Raw genomic sequence first — 14,497 nt, 5'->3', positions numbered from 1 at the left:
GTCGGTTTTGCTTGGCATCTAACACCGATCCGGTTTTTCTGGTCGCTTGGGGTTCGGGCAAGCCGAACGCCGCTGCACGACGTCTCGGGGACCGCCGGTCCCCCAATGCAACCCCGAAATACTGCGCCCAAAGGGGTGTCCCCACCAACGGTCCCTAAGGGCTGCGTTGCCGGGTGATCCCCCTCCCCTTTGGGCTGGATTTCAGCATTGCATCGGTTCCCCCCCTGCTCTCGGCGAGGGCCAAGGTTTCAGGAGAGGCACCGCTTCGCGGTCCTTCCAGAACCCTTGTCCGATTTTGGGAAACACCAGAACGGATCACACCACAAAGGAACACGATATGATGAAGGTTTTTGAAAATCCGGCGCACCTACGCGCGGCGATTAACGACGTAAAGAACGGTACAAACACAGCCGCCCAATTTGATCGCTGGGCCTATGTCGGTGCTGATGGCAATATCTACACACACCCCACCGAACAAGGCGCTATGCGCTTTGCCGGGACGCATGGCATTGGCATTTTCACCCTTCGCGCTGACTATGACACAGCCGTTCATGAGTTCTCATCTTCTGATGAAACCATGCTGCGCACGTTTGGCAAAGATCACCACGAAGCGGCAAAAATCAAACCAGACATGACCTTGATTGGTCCAGAGGGCGATACCATCGCCACAATGGATGCATGGGCGTCCGACTGGACGGAGGCGGGCCAATGAGAGAAGAAATCACAATCACCGCTCAAATGGTCTATGACTGTCCCGCAGAGGACAGTCGCCAAGGTCAAGGCCAAGCCATCCATAACGACTTGCTGCGCCTTTTGGATGCCGACAGCACCACAGGCGTTGCATGTTGCGGCGTCACAGTTCAGCATCTTTCGCCAGAGGCTTTGACATACGGCAACGCCGAAGCCCGACAGGTGGCGGAACGTCAGAGCGACCGGATTTTATCCGCCCTTGCCGAACTATACGGCGTGGATAGCGTCCCTGACCTGCTCACATATGCCCTATGTGACCTGCGCCACCTTGCAGATCAAAGCACGCTTGCATTCGACAGGCACGACAAGAACGCCTTTCAATACTACCGCGCGGAGAAAGACGCAGAGGACAAGGATTCCATGCGATGAAGCCGAGCATTTTCAAGATCACGGGGGGCCATCTAACCGCCCGTGACAAACGCAATATCCTTGATTGCATCGAATACCTGCGCGGACAGGATCACCATAACGCATGGCTTGGATACAAAGGATCACCCAAGCGATATTGCGTCACAGCCGATGCAGACTTGCCGAATATCTACGGCGTTAGGATCAGCGAAAACTACACAACCGATTGGGGCGAGAAACGGCAGCGTGAGTGGAAATTCACGGTTGAGGCAAAGGGCATCGACCCCTTGCAGCCCGTGGCACCAAAAACCGACCCCCAAGCCGATCTATTTGAAGGAATGAGCGCATGAACATGCAAGCCCCCGAAATCATGGCCGACGACAGCGAACAGGCATCGAGCCTGCCCGCCGTCACTTCGCAAATCGAAGATATTGTTGCTGCCCGCGATGCAGCACTTGCCAAGATCACCGAAGCCGCCGCCACCCTTGAAGCAGCTTATACCCTCACCGACGAGGCCAACGCCTTCGCCCGTAAGGCCCAATGCGGCCGGAAGTATTGGGGCATCGACCGGACCCACAACAAGCACTACGAACACCTTTCACAGCAAGGCTTTGACGCGGCGCAGTCGGTTGAAACCTACCGCCGCCAGCTTGACGCATCCGTCTGGTCTTACCTGTTGGAAGAAACAGGCATCCGCGACCTAATGGACGCCACCGGATCACGCGAGTTCGATCAAGGCCTGCGCGAGGAAGTCCCGCCCGTGACCGTGCAGGACGTTCGCGCCACTTTTGAAACATGGATGTGCAATGCCGATCTGACCTTTGCACGGGGGCTGGCCGTCGCATTTGCGCGGCTTGATAGCCGCTTCAAATCACACGACGCCTTCAAACTCGGTTCACGCATGATCGTTGATCGTGCCTTTTCCGAGTATTCCGGTAGCTTCAACCGATCATGGGCCGAAGAAACCATCATCGACGTGGAGCGTGTTTTTGCCAAGCTGGACGAACAAGCGCCAGCCGGTCGCGGCTTGATCCAAGAGATCGACGCCGACCGGCGCGGCTATGGCCCGCAACAGTCTTTGACCGAAAGCCGGTTTTTTCGCATCCGGGGCTTCATGAACGGCAATGCCCACCTTTGGTTCACCCGCGATGATCTGGTCACAAAGGCCAATCAGGTTTTGGCCGACTACTACGGCGAAGTGATCCCCGACGCCGCCCCCAAGGACGAAGACAGCGCCGCCTTTACCAAGCGCACAAACCTACCGTCCAAAGACCTGCAATTCTACCACACGCCCGCCGAGGCAGCGGCCAGGATTGTAGATCACCTTCGCTATCAGGAAGGTCAACATATCCTTGAGCCAAGCGCAGGCACGGGCCACCTTGTCAGGCCGCTTCTGGAGAAGGGCCACAAGGTTACGGCCATCGAGATACACGCGGACAGGGTGCGCCAGTTGCGGGAGCATGAAGGCCCACAATGCAGCGTGATACATGGCAATTTCTTGAATCAGCCCGCGAACCCGATCTATGACGCCGTGATCCAGAATCCACCCTTCTTTCGGACGCATTGGATGGACCACTTGCGCCATGCCTATGACTTCCTGAAATTCGGGGGCCAGCTTATCGCCATCGTTCCGGCATCCGCTGAAGTCGGTCAAAGCAAAGCCCATATTCAATTCCGCCGATGGGCCGAGAAGGCCAATGGTGGGCGAAGCTGGGGCATGTTCACAGACCTACCCACCGAGAGTTTTGCCGAGGCTGGCACCAACATCAACACCGTGATTTTCAAGGTCACAAAGCAAAACTGATATTGGATCAGCGCCCGTTGCACACATCACAGATTGTGGCATCGGGCGTCATCACCCCATTACTGACGCGAAAGGGGTTGTTGCAGTGAAGGCAAGTTGCATAATTTGCGCCGTCCTCAAGGTCGCAATCATCGCGCTTAGACTTGTGGTTTAGTCCTGTATTCTTCTCATTCATCTTCCCCTAAAAATCCTCGGGGGAGCGCCCTGCAGGGCGCGGGGGCAGACAGCCCCCTTTGCAGCTTGTCGTTTCGACGGAGCTTGGTACAATAACATATCATTGTCTGATTTACTGGATTGTTCTTTGTCGGAAGCACTTGCCCCCATACCAAACGTGATCACGGAAGTCGCTTTGCGCCACTGCCTCGAAACAGGCTCAAAATTGCTAATCCGCTGCACCCAAACGCCAACGCGAAAAGCGTCAACCTGGCACGGTCTTTGGACGATGGAGGCCCATCATCCTGACGGGTCTAAACAGATGCTTGTCACGGCCCGTTCTCGGCTTTCTGGGCAAATCTGCGTTCGTGAGTTCAAGACCGTGACCGGGATCGTGTCATTTCTAACAGACTGCGGTTTCACCAAAGTGTCCTTCCCCATGATCGAGGCAGATTCCATGACACTTTCGCTGGATACCGAAACCTAAGTAGACATAGCAGGACGTTTAGTGGCCCATGTCCCGCCCCTTGGGCGGGCCACCGCGCCCTAGTTCCAGCCGCAAGCGGCTTCCACCAGAACACCGCGCCCCGATACGAGCTGATCCAATAGTCGCCGGGCCGTCTCTCTGAGCCGCCCCACTTCCTTTGTCTCATGCTCGCCCTGGGCCGCGCCGATCAGCCCTGCGGGTAACGGTCGTTCGCTTCGCCTTGGGCGGGCAGTGCGTTACCCACAATCCTGACACTTCGATATGTGGTGTCTTCGTTTACGGGAATGCTGTGGCTTGGGGCTCAGGCGATCGAGCCGCCTTCACCCGCACTGGATAACCCCCTGCCCTACGGGCCTTTGGCCCTGATTTGTTATTGGCCCCTTGGGGTTCGGACAAGCCGAACGCCACTGCGGGGCGTCTGCGGTAGGGATACCGCCGTCTCCAAGTCGAATAGACGGGGGCCGTGTCCTCGCTGCGCTGCGGGCCGCACCACCCCCCGTCGATTAGGCTTGGAGCCTCCTAATCCTTCCTTTCATCGCATTCAGGTTTTCAGGAGCAGGCGCATTCGCGCTGTCCAAAAAACCCGAACCATTGGGCGCACAGTCCCAAAAGACACCACAAAGGATGATAGGTTATGCCAAAAGTAGATATTCACCAGCACGTCACAGATGCAATCGTCGCGCAGATCGAAGCAGGCACACCACCTTGGCGCAAGCCGTGGACAGGTGGCGCAGGGTCAGCCGCTTTGCCAGTGCGTCACAACGGCGAGGCATATCGCGGGATTAACATTTTGATGTTGTGGGCGACCGCATCCGAGCGCGCTTATTCGTCCGAACGGTGGATGACTTTCCGTCAGGCGCAGGAGTTGGGCGGCATGGTCAAGAAAGGCGCGAAGGCTGCACGTTCTGTTTTCTATGGCACGTTTGAGAAGGACACCGAGGGCAACGACGCACCAGACGGAGAAGGCAAAACCCGCGTTCCCTTTGCCAAGTGCAACAACGTATTCAACGCGGATGAAATCGAAGGTTTGCCCGCCGAATACTACGTTTTGCCGGATCCTGCCCGCGATCTTGGCACCGAGCCAGATGCAGACCTAGAGGCATTTTTTGCCAACACAGGTGCGAAGATCATCACAACCGACGAGCCACGCGCCTACTATCGCCCGTCCGAGGATCACGTTCACATGCCGCCAATCGCTACGTTTTTCAGCGCGGCCAAGTATTACGGGGTTTTGGGCCATGAAATCACGCATTGGAGCGGTGGCGAAAAGCGGCTGGACCGGATCAAGAAATTCAACGACCGCAGCGCCTACGCATTCGAGGAACTTGTCGCAGAAATCGGCGCTTGCATTCTTGCCGTGAAACTTGGCATCGAGCCAGATTTTGACCAGAGCGCGGCATACGTCGAATCTTGGTTGAAAGCCTTGAAGGACGACAAAAACCTGATTTTCAAAGCCGCGTCAGAAGCACAGAAAGCCGTGGATTATATCGTGGCAGCGACTGAAGCAACACAACAAGGGGAGGCAGCATAATGGGCTGGACCTGCCACTACACCCCGCCCCGCGACGAACGCGCCGAGATTGAAAAATTGGTGACGTTCGAGAATGAAGACCGGGCCATGCGGCCCGTCTTCACCACCCGCAAGGGGTCAGTTTGGTATCTGGCCGTAGAAGTGACACCCAAGCCAGATAGCCCAGAGACCTATGGTTACGAGACCGACGCGTTAGGCTGCTATGTCTTTGCCGCCGTGATCCTTACCAGCCGCAACAATGGCGAATGGTGTTACAAAGATATGGAGGAAAGCATGGGGCCATGTGAGGCACAGGCCCCGCAAAAATTGCTCGACATGCTATCGCCCACAACCAAGGAATACGCCCTTTCATGGCGTGAGCGTTGCAAATCAACCGCAGCCCTAGCAGGCCGCAAGATTATCCATGGTGATACCATCCAGCTTGCTGAGCCTTTGACGTTCAGTGACGGCATCGAGCGCGACACCTTCACAGTAAAGAAAGAGCGTTTTGCCGGATACCGCCGCGCAACAACGTATTTTCTTTGTCAGAAAACAGGTGCGCAGGTGCGTATCAGCAAATTCATGCAACGGGCGTGGGTCAAGGTTGAACAGCCGCTTTAACACTGGGAGCCGCAAAAGCGGCCCTTAAACCCCTCCCTGTTGGCCCACTTGGCCGATACTGCCCCTGCCTGAATAGGTGGGGGCTTTTTCATGAGATGGTGTTGGTGACGCGGCAGGGGACGAGCTGCGCCCGCCCCCTGCCCCGCCTTGCGCTTCGCGCCCTGGCCCCGTGGGCCAGATCAAAGACAGGTGAAAGGCAACGGGTCGCCGAGCGCGACGGTGCGCATTTCGCCGTTCAAGGAAATTTCCACGGCGCTATGCGCCCGCAGACCGGCCAAGAGCGGTTCCCAAACGCCATCCTGATTTTCAGCCTTTGAGATACGACCGTGGATCATGGCAGCATCAATCCTGATTAGATCAGGAAACCGGAATGTTGTGACGGCGCTTATGTCGGGATCGGCACCGAATGCAACCATCACGGCACTGACCGTTGTTCCATAGACCGAATTAGGGTCACAGACCAAGGAAACGCCCACATCAGAATCGCCCGCTTGGTAGAGGTCTACCCCGCGTTCCATTTCGTGATCCCAGGCAAGAGCCGACACCGGAAGGGATGCCAGAAAGGTGATAGAAATAAGGGTTTTGACAATACGCATCGACTGCCTCCTTTTGGGAAGCAGTCTAGCATTTTTGCTTGCGTTTTGAAAGCCTACGCCGCGCCCTTGTCGGCCTCTTTCCACTCGTAAGCCCAATGATCCATCGTTGCGATCACGGACCCATCAGGAGCCTGCAATGTGAGTTCCGGCGTGATTTTGGCGGACTTGTGATGGTCCTTTCCAAACATGCGCAAAGTGTGTTCGTTCGATGATTGTAGCCAGCTTTCGCTGGTGCCGTAGTCAGCCACCAGTTTGAAAAGTCCGCCCTGCCCTACCTCACTCATAGATCACGTCGGTTTTCTTGCCATCCTTCCACATGGGAACCTGAGCGCCAGTGTTCCACTCATAAAGCCAGCCCACGACAGTGCGTGTTTTCCGATCCAAAATTCGCTTTATTGGTTTAGCATAAAGTCGTTTTTTGCGTCCCATAGATTTTCCTCTGCATTCACTGTTAACAGCGATTTTCCTGCCCGACCCACAATTCGAAGTCGGGTAGGCCATCGCCTATCCGCGAGTTTGCGCGGAGCATGAGAGGATGGGGGTGAAACCAAATCGACAGGGTTGGTGCGGCCCGCAGCGAAGCGAGGACACGGCCCTGTCTATTTTGTTTCAGGGGGAAGGAAGCCGAAACTCCTTCTCCCTCTTAAAAATGTTGGGGCGCATCGCGCCTTCTATCAATCTTTGCTGTTCAGTTCTTTGATAACAGCATCAAGACAGGACCAGAACAGTGGTTCAAACTGACCTCGCATCATCGCACTATCGGAGGATAGACGGTGTGGATCATGTTTGTTTCTGAGGGCATCGAGCAAACTTGCATCGATGCGTTTTGTGCTTTTATACCCTTGCCGCATTGGCATTCGTTGGACGTCTTGTTTTTCCACATACTCAGGTTTTGGTTCAAATTGCTCGACTGCCCGACGCCCTGCCATGGTGATAGCAATTTTCGCGGGAGTTCCTTTTGTTTCCAACGCGTCCAATTGCTTTTGTTGGTCCAGCTTGACCGCAGCCGACAGGGCGATTTCGCGTTTGTCGCCTGATCCTTGGGTTGGGGGTTCTGATTTCGGTTTTGCTGCTGGTGCTGGTTTCGTCGGAGCTTGCGTGGCGCTATTGATCTCTGGCTTCACCGTTGGTTTGGGTGACGGACTTGCTGCGAGAGTCTTTGCAGGCTCAGTGACAGGTTTTGACACCACGGGTTTCGGAGTTTCTTCGACAACGAGCTTGTTTGTCGGCAAGGGCTGCGAAAAGTCTGATGTATAAGCCGGATCGCGCCCCTTGAGTGCGGTCTTTTTCTTGCGTGGCATACGTTAACCCCCCGTCAAAGCATCAAGGATTGAAGTTGCTTCCTCGAGCGCTTCTGCAAAGTGTTTTGCCTGAACCCGTAAGTGGCTTGGCCCGTTCCGCCGGTTCTCTGCAATATGGTGGAGGAAGCCCTCTGCCGATGCGTCTTTGTGCTGTTTCCGCTGCATGAAATAATCATCCATCACCGGAAATTGTGCGATAGCTTTTTCTTCAATTGATAGCTCTGCCTTGCTTTGCTTGGCCGGCACGTTTGACATTACAACGTGGAATGATGGTAAGGCGTCGGCGTCTTCGGCGCGATCACGTAGCCCCACATACCAGTTGAACGTATCTGTTGTGATTTCAAGATCGTCGTCACTCAGCATCATTGGTATGACAAGAACGTCGCTTTCAACCGCAAGATCGTCTGCCCACGCGCCCGCTGCGCCGATGGTATCAATGAAGACGTAATCGGCAGTGTCGTTTTCGTACGCATGTTCAATTTTTTCAGAAAGTTCGTTCACCATCGTCAACGGCTCAATGCGGAATAGTGGGTCTTCAATTTGCAGTTTGTTTGCCCACCGAGCTAGGGCTTGCTGCGGGTCGGCGTCAAACACAAGACAGCGTTTGCCTTTCGCCATGGCCGCGCTGATCAATGCCCGTGCGAGTGTTGTTTTTCCCGCGCCGCCTTTTCGTGTGATGATCGAGATGACCTTCATTTCATCATTGGGCATGTATCTTGTCCTTTGTATCGTGTGGCGTGTTTCGTGTCTTTGGTATCGTGTTGCTGGTAGAGGGTCTACTGTTTCTTGTCGCGTGCATCCTGTTCGGTGTTTTGTTGCGTGTTTCGTGTCACATGTCGCGTGTTGCGTGTCCCCTGTCACGTGGTCGGTGTATCTTGTCAGGTGTCGCTTGTTCCTTGTTCGGTGTCTTGCTGCTTGTCCCCTGTTGCAGGTATCTTGTCGCGTGTAGCTTGTGACGTGTTTAAGGTGTCGTGTTTCGTGTCGCTTGTTACCTGCTCTCTTAATGGTGTCGATGCTGTGTCGTGTTTCTTGTGTCCTGTTGATTGCTTGCCGCCTCAGACAGTGAATCTGTCTGCTTCACACCGAAAGAGGGTCTCGCTATCCAATGTAATGCAGTGTGAGGGGGTATATCCGTCCCGTCAGAGGCCCATGCCGTGTTTTTTGGTAGGGTGGGGGCCAACAGCGCTGTTGGGCCGTCAGGCGGCGCATTTTTGGCTTGGCCCGGCACCTTCGGTTGTGGGCGGTCTCGCCTCTGGCTCGACACGACGACCCGTTGGGCCGTCTGAAACGGAATACAATCACTTTTAACGGCTTTGACAATGTTATAATATGCGATGCATCTTTATAATTGCGTCAACGCCTAAGTGATTGTATAGAAGATGGCAGGAAATAGGGGTTGTATGTTCGCATGGCTGGTCGCCGACGCTTGACTGATTTGGAGCGATTGGAAATCGTCCGTGAAACGCGAAACGGCGTTTCTGCTCGAGTGCTTGGGAAGCGATACTCGGTTACACCGCGAACGATCCAATACACCGTAAAGCGCGAAAAAGAGCGCCGCCGCGATACCGGCATCCGCACGGCCCAAATTGGAACGACCGTCACACCAGAGGAACTACGGGCGTTTGAAGTGGTGCTTTCACGGCACGGGATCAGTAACCGGTCAGATGGAATGCGCCGATTGATCCAGTCCGCGAACGGAGTTTTTCAACCTGACGAGCATTTGGCTGATGAGTTGAAAGCCTTTCGAGCGGCGTTGAACCGTGTCGGGAACAACGTCACCCAGATTGCAAAGCGGATGAATGAATCGAACAACAAAGGTCTGCGGCCTTCGTTTGGTCCATCAAGTCTGGCGCAGATGCGGAACCTTGCGGGGTTCGTTCTGGATTTTGCGGATCAAGTAGATCTTCTGACCCGTCGCAAGACCGATGGGATCAGCATGTTGGTGACTGACGCCCTGAAGGAGCTGGCCGATGGCGAGGAATGATGCCGTCCAGTCCGTGACGGGCGAGATTTTCCGCGAAGGCTGGAGCCGGGTGCGGGGGTCCATGCAAGGCCTTCATGCGAAAAAGCCTCAGATGATCCGTGCGGCCAAGGGCCACCGTGCTGCCGTGTTCAAGGCTATTAAGTCTGGCGGAACGCACACCAAGGCAGAGCTTTCGAACCAGCTTGAATACCTGACTACCAAGTCATCGCATATCGTAGATAGTCGTGGCGTATTGGACGGGAAGAAAACGCTATCGAGCGACGAAATCAAAGGTCTTACGGATAGATTTTCGAGCCGTTGGGATGATCGTTTCCGGCCAAAGATGGGCCACACCACACACATGCTCATGTCCTATCCGCAGGGGACGAGCGGAGAAGACGTGCGGGACGTAACCGCGGCTGTGTGTCGAGAACATTTTCAGAATGACGACCGCAACTTTGACTACATCATCGCCGTTCATGAGGACCGTGATCATCCCCACGCCCACATCGTCTTGAACCGGCGTTCCCAGGAAGGCGAGTATTTCTATCTGGGGCGGGATCATCACTTCAACTATGATGATTTTCGCCTTTCGATGGTCGAACATGCCGAAAAGGTTGGGGTTCGCCTTGAGGCTACGCGCAGGCTTGACCGTGGGGACGCAACCTATGCGCCGCGCACGAAAGAAATTTACGACGCTAAAGCAGAGGGCCGGGAGCCGGTTCAGCGGGAGAGGGTTGGACGTGACCTCGACCGCGCGTTGGCTGAAATCGCTACCACATCCAAAGTCTACCTTTCGTTGTCCGCCGAGGCGACCAGCGACAACAGGGAAGACATTTCAAATGCCCTTTTCTGGGCAGGTGAAGTCCTTGCTCGTGGGGGCCAATTACAAATAGATGGAGACGTTTACATGGAGAACCAGCAGAGTTTCGATGATCTGAAAACAAGCCTCACAGATCGTCTTAATCGGATTGAAAGCCAAATCCAAAGTGCGTCCGAGGCTGATCGGCCACGGATGGAAAAACAATTGGACAGCGCATTGCAGCCGGTTGCGCACTTGAACCCCGTTGGCACAGCTTCATCGAAGCTGACAACCGCACCGTCAGACACCGGCGTTTATTCAGAAATAAACATCAACAAAGACGGCGTTGGTGCCATGCGCGAGCCTGAGACACGGGCGCAGATTGAGACTGCGTTGCGGGGAACGGGCATTTCATCAGATGCCGTCATTGCGCGAGTAGAGCAGGGGGCCAACAACGCATCTTTGGAGCAGCGTTGGATTGCGGATGACCTCACCAAAATCGCAGATACCGAAGGCTTAAACCTTGAGCGTAAGGCTGACTTGGAGGTTGCCGCTGAAAAGCTGGATCAGGCGCATGTACGTCTGGGTGAGGCACTTCAACGCGCCGAGGTGATCAAAGACGACGGTGTTGTATTGGATGATGGTGACGCCGAGTTTGATGCCATGCGCGAAAACGCAGCGACGGAGACCTATCGTGAAGCAGCGTCAGAGCGGTTAGCAACAGAAAGCGGTATTGATAGGGCCGAGGCGACAGGCATCGCCGGGGCTGACCGTCAGGAGGCCGTGACGGAAGCATTCAATCAAAACATGAAGGCGATGGAGCGTGCTGGAATGCCTGCGTCGGTCATTGGTGGCTACACCGTCCAAATGACGGAGCGGGCTGAAGAACGGATCGCTGATAATCCAGAGCTTATTCAAATGACCCGCGAAGACCGACGCGAGTTTGAACGGCTTGAGGAGAGCCTTGTTCACACACAGGAGTTCAGAGACGGCGAGAACGACCAAGCCTTGCAGCAGGACCGTCAGGCCGAGTTCGACGCTTTTGCAGCGAAGTCACCAGCCCACGCGCAGCTTGCGTCCCGTGCATGGGATAAACTTGGCGATGATATGGAGAAGCCCGCGACATACGTTCAGGCAGATCAGAACAACGCCTTGCGTGCAGATATGTCGGACAGAGAAATTGTTGCTGATATTGACCGTGGCGTGCGTGAACAGTTTGACGGGCGAGCCGACGAGTATTCCCGCTTCGAAGCCCTCTCGGTTGAACGTAACCAAGCGGGTGGGGTCGTTAATGGTGCCGCAATGGGTGCCGCATTCACGACATTGGCTGAGAGCCGCAATGATGCCGATGTTACGACCGCTGATCAAAGGCGGATCGACGCTTACCTGCGGGATACTGCGGATCGCCATGGTGAGCAGATGCGCGATGGATTGGCCCGTGACAATCAGCCCGAAACAGACCGTCTTAACGATCCAGATTATGAACGGGACGCGGTTCAGGCCCGAGAGTTTTCTGATGCAAGGGTGCGTGAGTTTGACAATGCCATTCGGCCATACCGAACAGATCAAGCTGAAACCGCTGAAATGCGCCGCGTGATCGAGCATGAGCGGACTGAAAAGATCGAAGGTCCGTTTGATGGTGACGTCGACAGCCAGACGTTCCGTGACCAGATCGAACGCGAGTTGGATGATGAACAGCTTGAAGCATTGCGCAACGGTGATGCGGACGCCTTGGAGAACGTGATTGATGAACGTCTTGACCGTTTGTACGCAGCCAAAGCCTATCTGCAATCAGACGCCGAGACCGCCAACAGTGAGGCGACACGCGAAGTCGTCTCAGAAATTGCCGAAGAGGAATTTGATGCACAGCGATTGAAGACGGTTCGCGCAGACACAGAAAAGGGGCAGACACATGGATAAGGGCAAAATCGCAGCGGGTATTTTCCTTCTTACAGCCGTGTTCTTGGCGATTGGCTATGTCGTCGCCACCGCTTTTCTGACGTTTCGCGATTACGGCATGAATGGTGAATTAGACTTCATCTGGCTTGCGGAAAATTACACTGGATTGCAGCGGTTTCGACCGGACGACTTTCGACTGGTTAACCTGATCGTTGGTGGTTTCGGCGTGACCGGCCTTTTGCTGAGTGCGGTCTTGTCAGGGAATGCCCTGACGAAGTTTGGCCGCACTCAATGGCAGAGGGCGCAGCACATGCGGAAGAACGGGTTTTTCAGCAAACCAGGAACAGGTTTTATCATCGGGAAGCTGGGAAAACCGAAAGGCAACGGCAAGCTGATCAGCTCGAAGGTTTTTCCACATGCGTTGATCGTGGCACCAACAGGCCGAGGTAAAACCACAGGCTTTGTCATTCCGAATCTACTTACCTTCAAAGGGTCAGCTGTGGTCCTGGACGTTAAGGGCGAGAACTTTGAAGCAACTGCGCGGCATCGAGCGGCAGAGGGTGACAAGGTTTATCGCTTTGCGCCAACCGACTGGCATGACCGGCGCAGCCATCGCTACAACCCTTTGCTGCGGATTGCTGAGTTAGAAGATCCCGACCGCCAGCAGATGGAATTGCAGTTGTTGGCGTCACTTTTTCTGCAAGCGGACAGTGACCGCGTTCAAGGTCTCTTGAAGGGCGGGATCGACTTGTTTGTTGCAGCCGGCCTTTTGGCATTCGAGCGAGAGCGACCCACGCTTGGGGAGATTTACCGGATCACGGCCAGCGGTGGTAACAAGCAAAAAGAGTTCATGATGCGCCGTGACGAGATTCAGAACCGCGCCGGTAAGCTGATCTTTGAACGCATGGCTTCAACCAACAATGACACACTTACCTCCTATGTGTCGTTGCTTATGACGTCTGGTTTGGACCAGTGGAGCAACCCGGCGATCGACAAGGCCACGCAGGTTTCGGATTTTGATTTTCGGACCATCCGTAAGAAGCCTTTTTCTGTTTTTTTGGTGGTGTCACCAAATATGGTCAAACCAATGGCTGCGCTTATCCGGCTGTTCTTTTCTGATCTGATTTCATCCATGCAGGACAAAGAACCTGGCCCGGACGAGCCGTGGCCGGTCATGATCATGCTGGACGAGTTCAACCGCCTTGGAAAAATGCCGATTGTGACTGACAGCATAGAGACTTTACGTTCCTATAAGGGTCACTTGGCTATCGTCACGCAGACCATTCCAGCGTTGGACGAAATTTATGGTGAGAACACCCGCCGTGCCTTGCAAGGTAACGCGGGCGTTAAACTCTATCTGACGCCATCGGATGAAAAAACCGTTGAGGAATTGAGCAAGGCAGTGGGTAAAACCACGAAGCGGGTTGTCACGCGGTCGCGGTCCATCGGGAAAAACCCGTTCGAAGGGCGCAGCATGTCGGAGCGGACAGAGGAAGTGTCATTGCTGCCCGAAGACGAAGCACGTCGCTTGCCTTTGGATGATATTATCATTGTGGTGGACGCACAGATGCCTATCAGAGCCAAACGCATCAAGTATTACGATGATCCGTTCTTCAAAGGCATCCATTCGGCGCAGAAGGGTGAGTTGCCGTTCCCCGAAACGTCTTTGGACAAGGTTTCTCTTTCGGAGCAGGCGAAGGCTACTGGACCAGCCCCGGAGGCTTCACCGGCGGTCAAAGAGACTGATCGACCCGCAACCCCTATGGACAAGCCGGTGAAGGGCCAAGAGCCTATGCCAGAGAGCCAACCGGCGTCACCGATGGAAAAGCCCGGTAAAGGCCAAGACCCCATGCCAGAGGGCGGAGCTGGTGCAGACGTGTCAGAGAAGGCCGAGCGGGAAGCACCGAAGGCGGTTTCCGTTGGTGCGGCGTCTCATATTCCATCCAAAGGCACGTTGCCCACTTCCAGCCGGAAACGTGCCAAGGCGGTTGTGCAAGCGACCAGAGACTTTGATGATAGACAGAGCCAGCTTGATTTGGCCGTGCAGCAGAGTTTGAACCTACAGGCCCCAACTGCCGCCGACATTGCCGCTATCGAAGACACAGACAAGGCTCTTGCGGCGATTGAAGCCGAGTTCGAGAGCGAAGGGCAGGGGGGCGTGAAGGTTACTGCCGCTGAGTGATCGAGGTCAGCACAAAGCAAAAGGGCCGCTCTATGAGCGGCCCTCAGACTGCTGACAAAGGTAAGAGCCTCTTGAAGTGAGC

13 protein-coding genes are annotated in these 14,497 nt (G+C 55.0%); 9 read left to right on the top strand and 4 right to left on the bottom strand.

All coding sequences use genetic code 11. From position 1 onward, the window contains the following. Nucleotides 1–337 precede the first annotated feature (337 nt). The 6 genes from SJY36_RS00185 (at nt 338) to SJY36_RS00160 (ending at nt 5,672) form a co-directional block, all read left to right on the top strand. Nucleotides 338–712: a hypothetical protein gene (locus SJY36_RS00185; protein WP_386172200.1), complete on the top strand. Its 375-nt coding sequence runs from the start codon at nt 338–340 to the stop codon at nt 710–712. Beyond that, complete coding sequence (locus tag SJY36_RS00180) at nt 709–1,119, top strand: hypothetical protein (RefSeq protein ID WP_386172198.1); 411 nt, start codon at nt 709–711, stop codon at nt 1,117–1,119. Before SJY36_RS00185 ends, SJY36_RS00180 begins: the two co-directional genes overlap by 4 nt. After that, nucleotides 1,116–1,448: a hypothetical protein gene (locus SJY36_RS00175; protein ID WP_386172195.1), complete on the top strand. Its 333-nt coding sequence runs from the start codon at nt 1,116–1,118 to the stop codon at nt 1,446–1,448. Before SJY36_RS00180 ends, SJY36_RS00175 begins: the two co-directional genes overlap by 4 nt. Beyond that, the gene (locus SJY36_RS00170; RefSeq protein ID WP_386172192.1) at nt 1,445–2,902 is read left to right on the top strand and encodes a DUF4942 domain-containing protein; all 1,458 of its coding nucleotides are present in this window, start codon (nt 1,445–1,447) and stop codon (nt 2,900–2,902) included. The genes SJY36_RS00175 and SJY36_RS00170 overlap by 4 nt, the downstream gene beginning before the upstream one ends. A 1,274-nt stretch (nt 2,903–4,176) precedes the next feature. Further along, entirely contained in the window at nt 4,177–5,073 is an 897-nt protein-coding gene (locus tag SJY36_RS00165) for an ArdC family protein (protein WP_386172189.1), read from the top strand. Then, the gene (locus SJY36_RS00160; RefSeq protein ID WP_386172187.1) at nt 5,073–5,672 is read left to right on the top strand and encodes a DUF6927 domain-containing protein; all 600 of its coding nucleotides are present in this window, start codon (nt 5,073–5,075) and stop codon (nt 5,670–5,672) included. Before SJY36_RS00165 ends, SJY36_RS00160 begins: the two co-directional genes overlap by 1 nt. A gap of 179 nt (nt 5,673–5,851) precedes the next feature. Here the strand turns inward: SJY36_RS00160 and SJY36_RS00155 are convergent, their stop codons facing one another. From SJY36_RS00155 to SJY36_RS00140, 4 genes are all read right to left on the bottom strand, one after another. Further along, nucleotides 5,852–6,268: a hypothetical protein gene (locus SJY36_RS00155; protein ID WP_092841516.1), complete on the bottom strand. Its 417-nt coding sequence runs from the start codon at nt 6,266–6,268 to the stop codon at nt 5,852–5,854. A gap of 53 nt (nt 6,269–6,321) precedes the next feature. Continuing rightward, nucleotides 6,322–6,552 (bottom strand): hypothetical protein, encoded by a 231-nt coding sequence (locus tag SJY36_RS00150; RefSeq protein ID WP_263954946.1) that lies wholly within the window; start codon nt 6,550–6,552, stop codon nt 6,322–6,324. 390 nt (nt 6,553–6,942) lie between these two features. Continuing rightward, nucleotides 6,943–7,569 (bottom strand): hypothetical protein, encoded by a 627-nt coding sequence (locus tag SJY36_RS00145; protein WP_386172183.1) that lies wholly within the window; start codon nt 7,567–7,569, stop codon nt 6,943–6,945. 3 nt (nt 7,570–7,572) lie between these two features. Further along, the gene (locus SJY36_RS00140) at nt 7,573–8,280 is read right to left on the bottom strand and encodes a ParA family protein (RefSeq protein ID WP_092841512.1); all 708 of its coding nucleotides are present in this window, start codon (nt 8,278–8,280) and stop codon (nt 7,573–7,575) included. A 697-nt stretch (nt 8,281–8,977) separates the two neighbouring features. On the opposite strand from SJY36_RS00140, the gene SJY36_RS00135 reads away from it, so the two are divergent. From SJY36_RS00135 to SJY36_RS00125, 3 genes are read left to right on the top strand one after another with little or no spacing between them, the layout of a single operon-like run. Continuing rightward, nucleotides 8,978–9,553 carry a transposase gene (locus SJY36_RS00135; RefSeq protein WP_386172180.1) on the top strand — a complete coding sequence of 192 codons (576 nt, stop codon included), beginning with the start codon at nt 8,978–8,980 and terminating at the stop codon, nt 9,551–9,553. Next, nucleotides 9,540–12,254, top strand: a complete 2,715-nt coding sequence (locus tag SJY36_RS00130) for a relaxase/mobilization nuclease domain-containing protein (RefSeq protein WP_386172178.1) — start codon at nt 9,540–9,542, stop codon at nt 12,252–12,254. Before SJY36_RS00135 ends, SJY36_RS00130 begins: the two co-directional genes overlap by 14 nt. Next, nucleotides 12,247–14,415 (top strand): type IV secretory system conjugative DNA transfer family protein, encoded by a 2,169-nt coding sequence (locus tag SJY36_RS00125; protein ID WP_386172175.1) that lies wholly within the window; start codon nt 12,247–12,249, stop codon nt 14,413–14,415. The genes SJY36_RS00130 and SJY36_RS00125 overlap by 8 nt, the downstream gene beginning before the upstream one ends. The last annotated feature ends 82 nt before the right edge of the window (nt 14,416–14,497 follow it).

Source organism: Sulfitobacter sp. R86518 (assembly GCF_042466275.1).
GTDB lineage: Bacteria > Pseudomonadota > Alphaproteobacteria > Rhodobacterales > Rhodobacteraceae > Sulfitobacter > Sulfitobacter pontiacus.
Note: the sequence above shows the minus strand (reverse complement) of the source record. Positions and strands in the feature narration are given on the sequence as shown.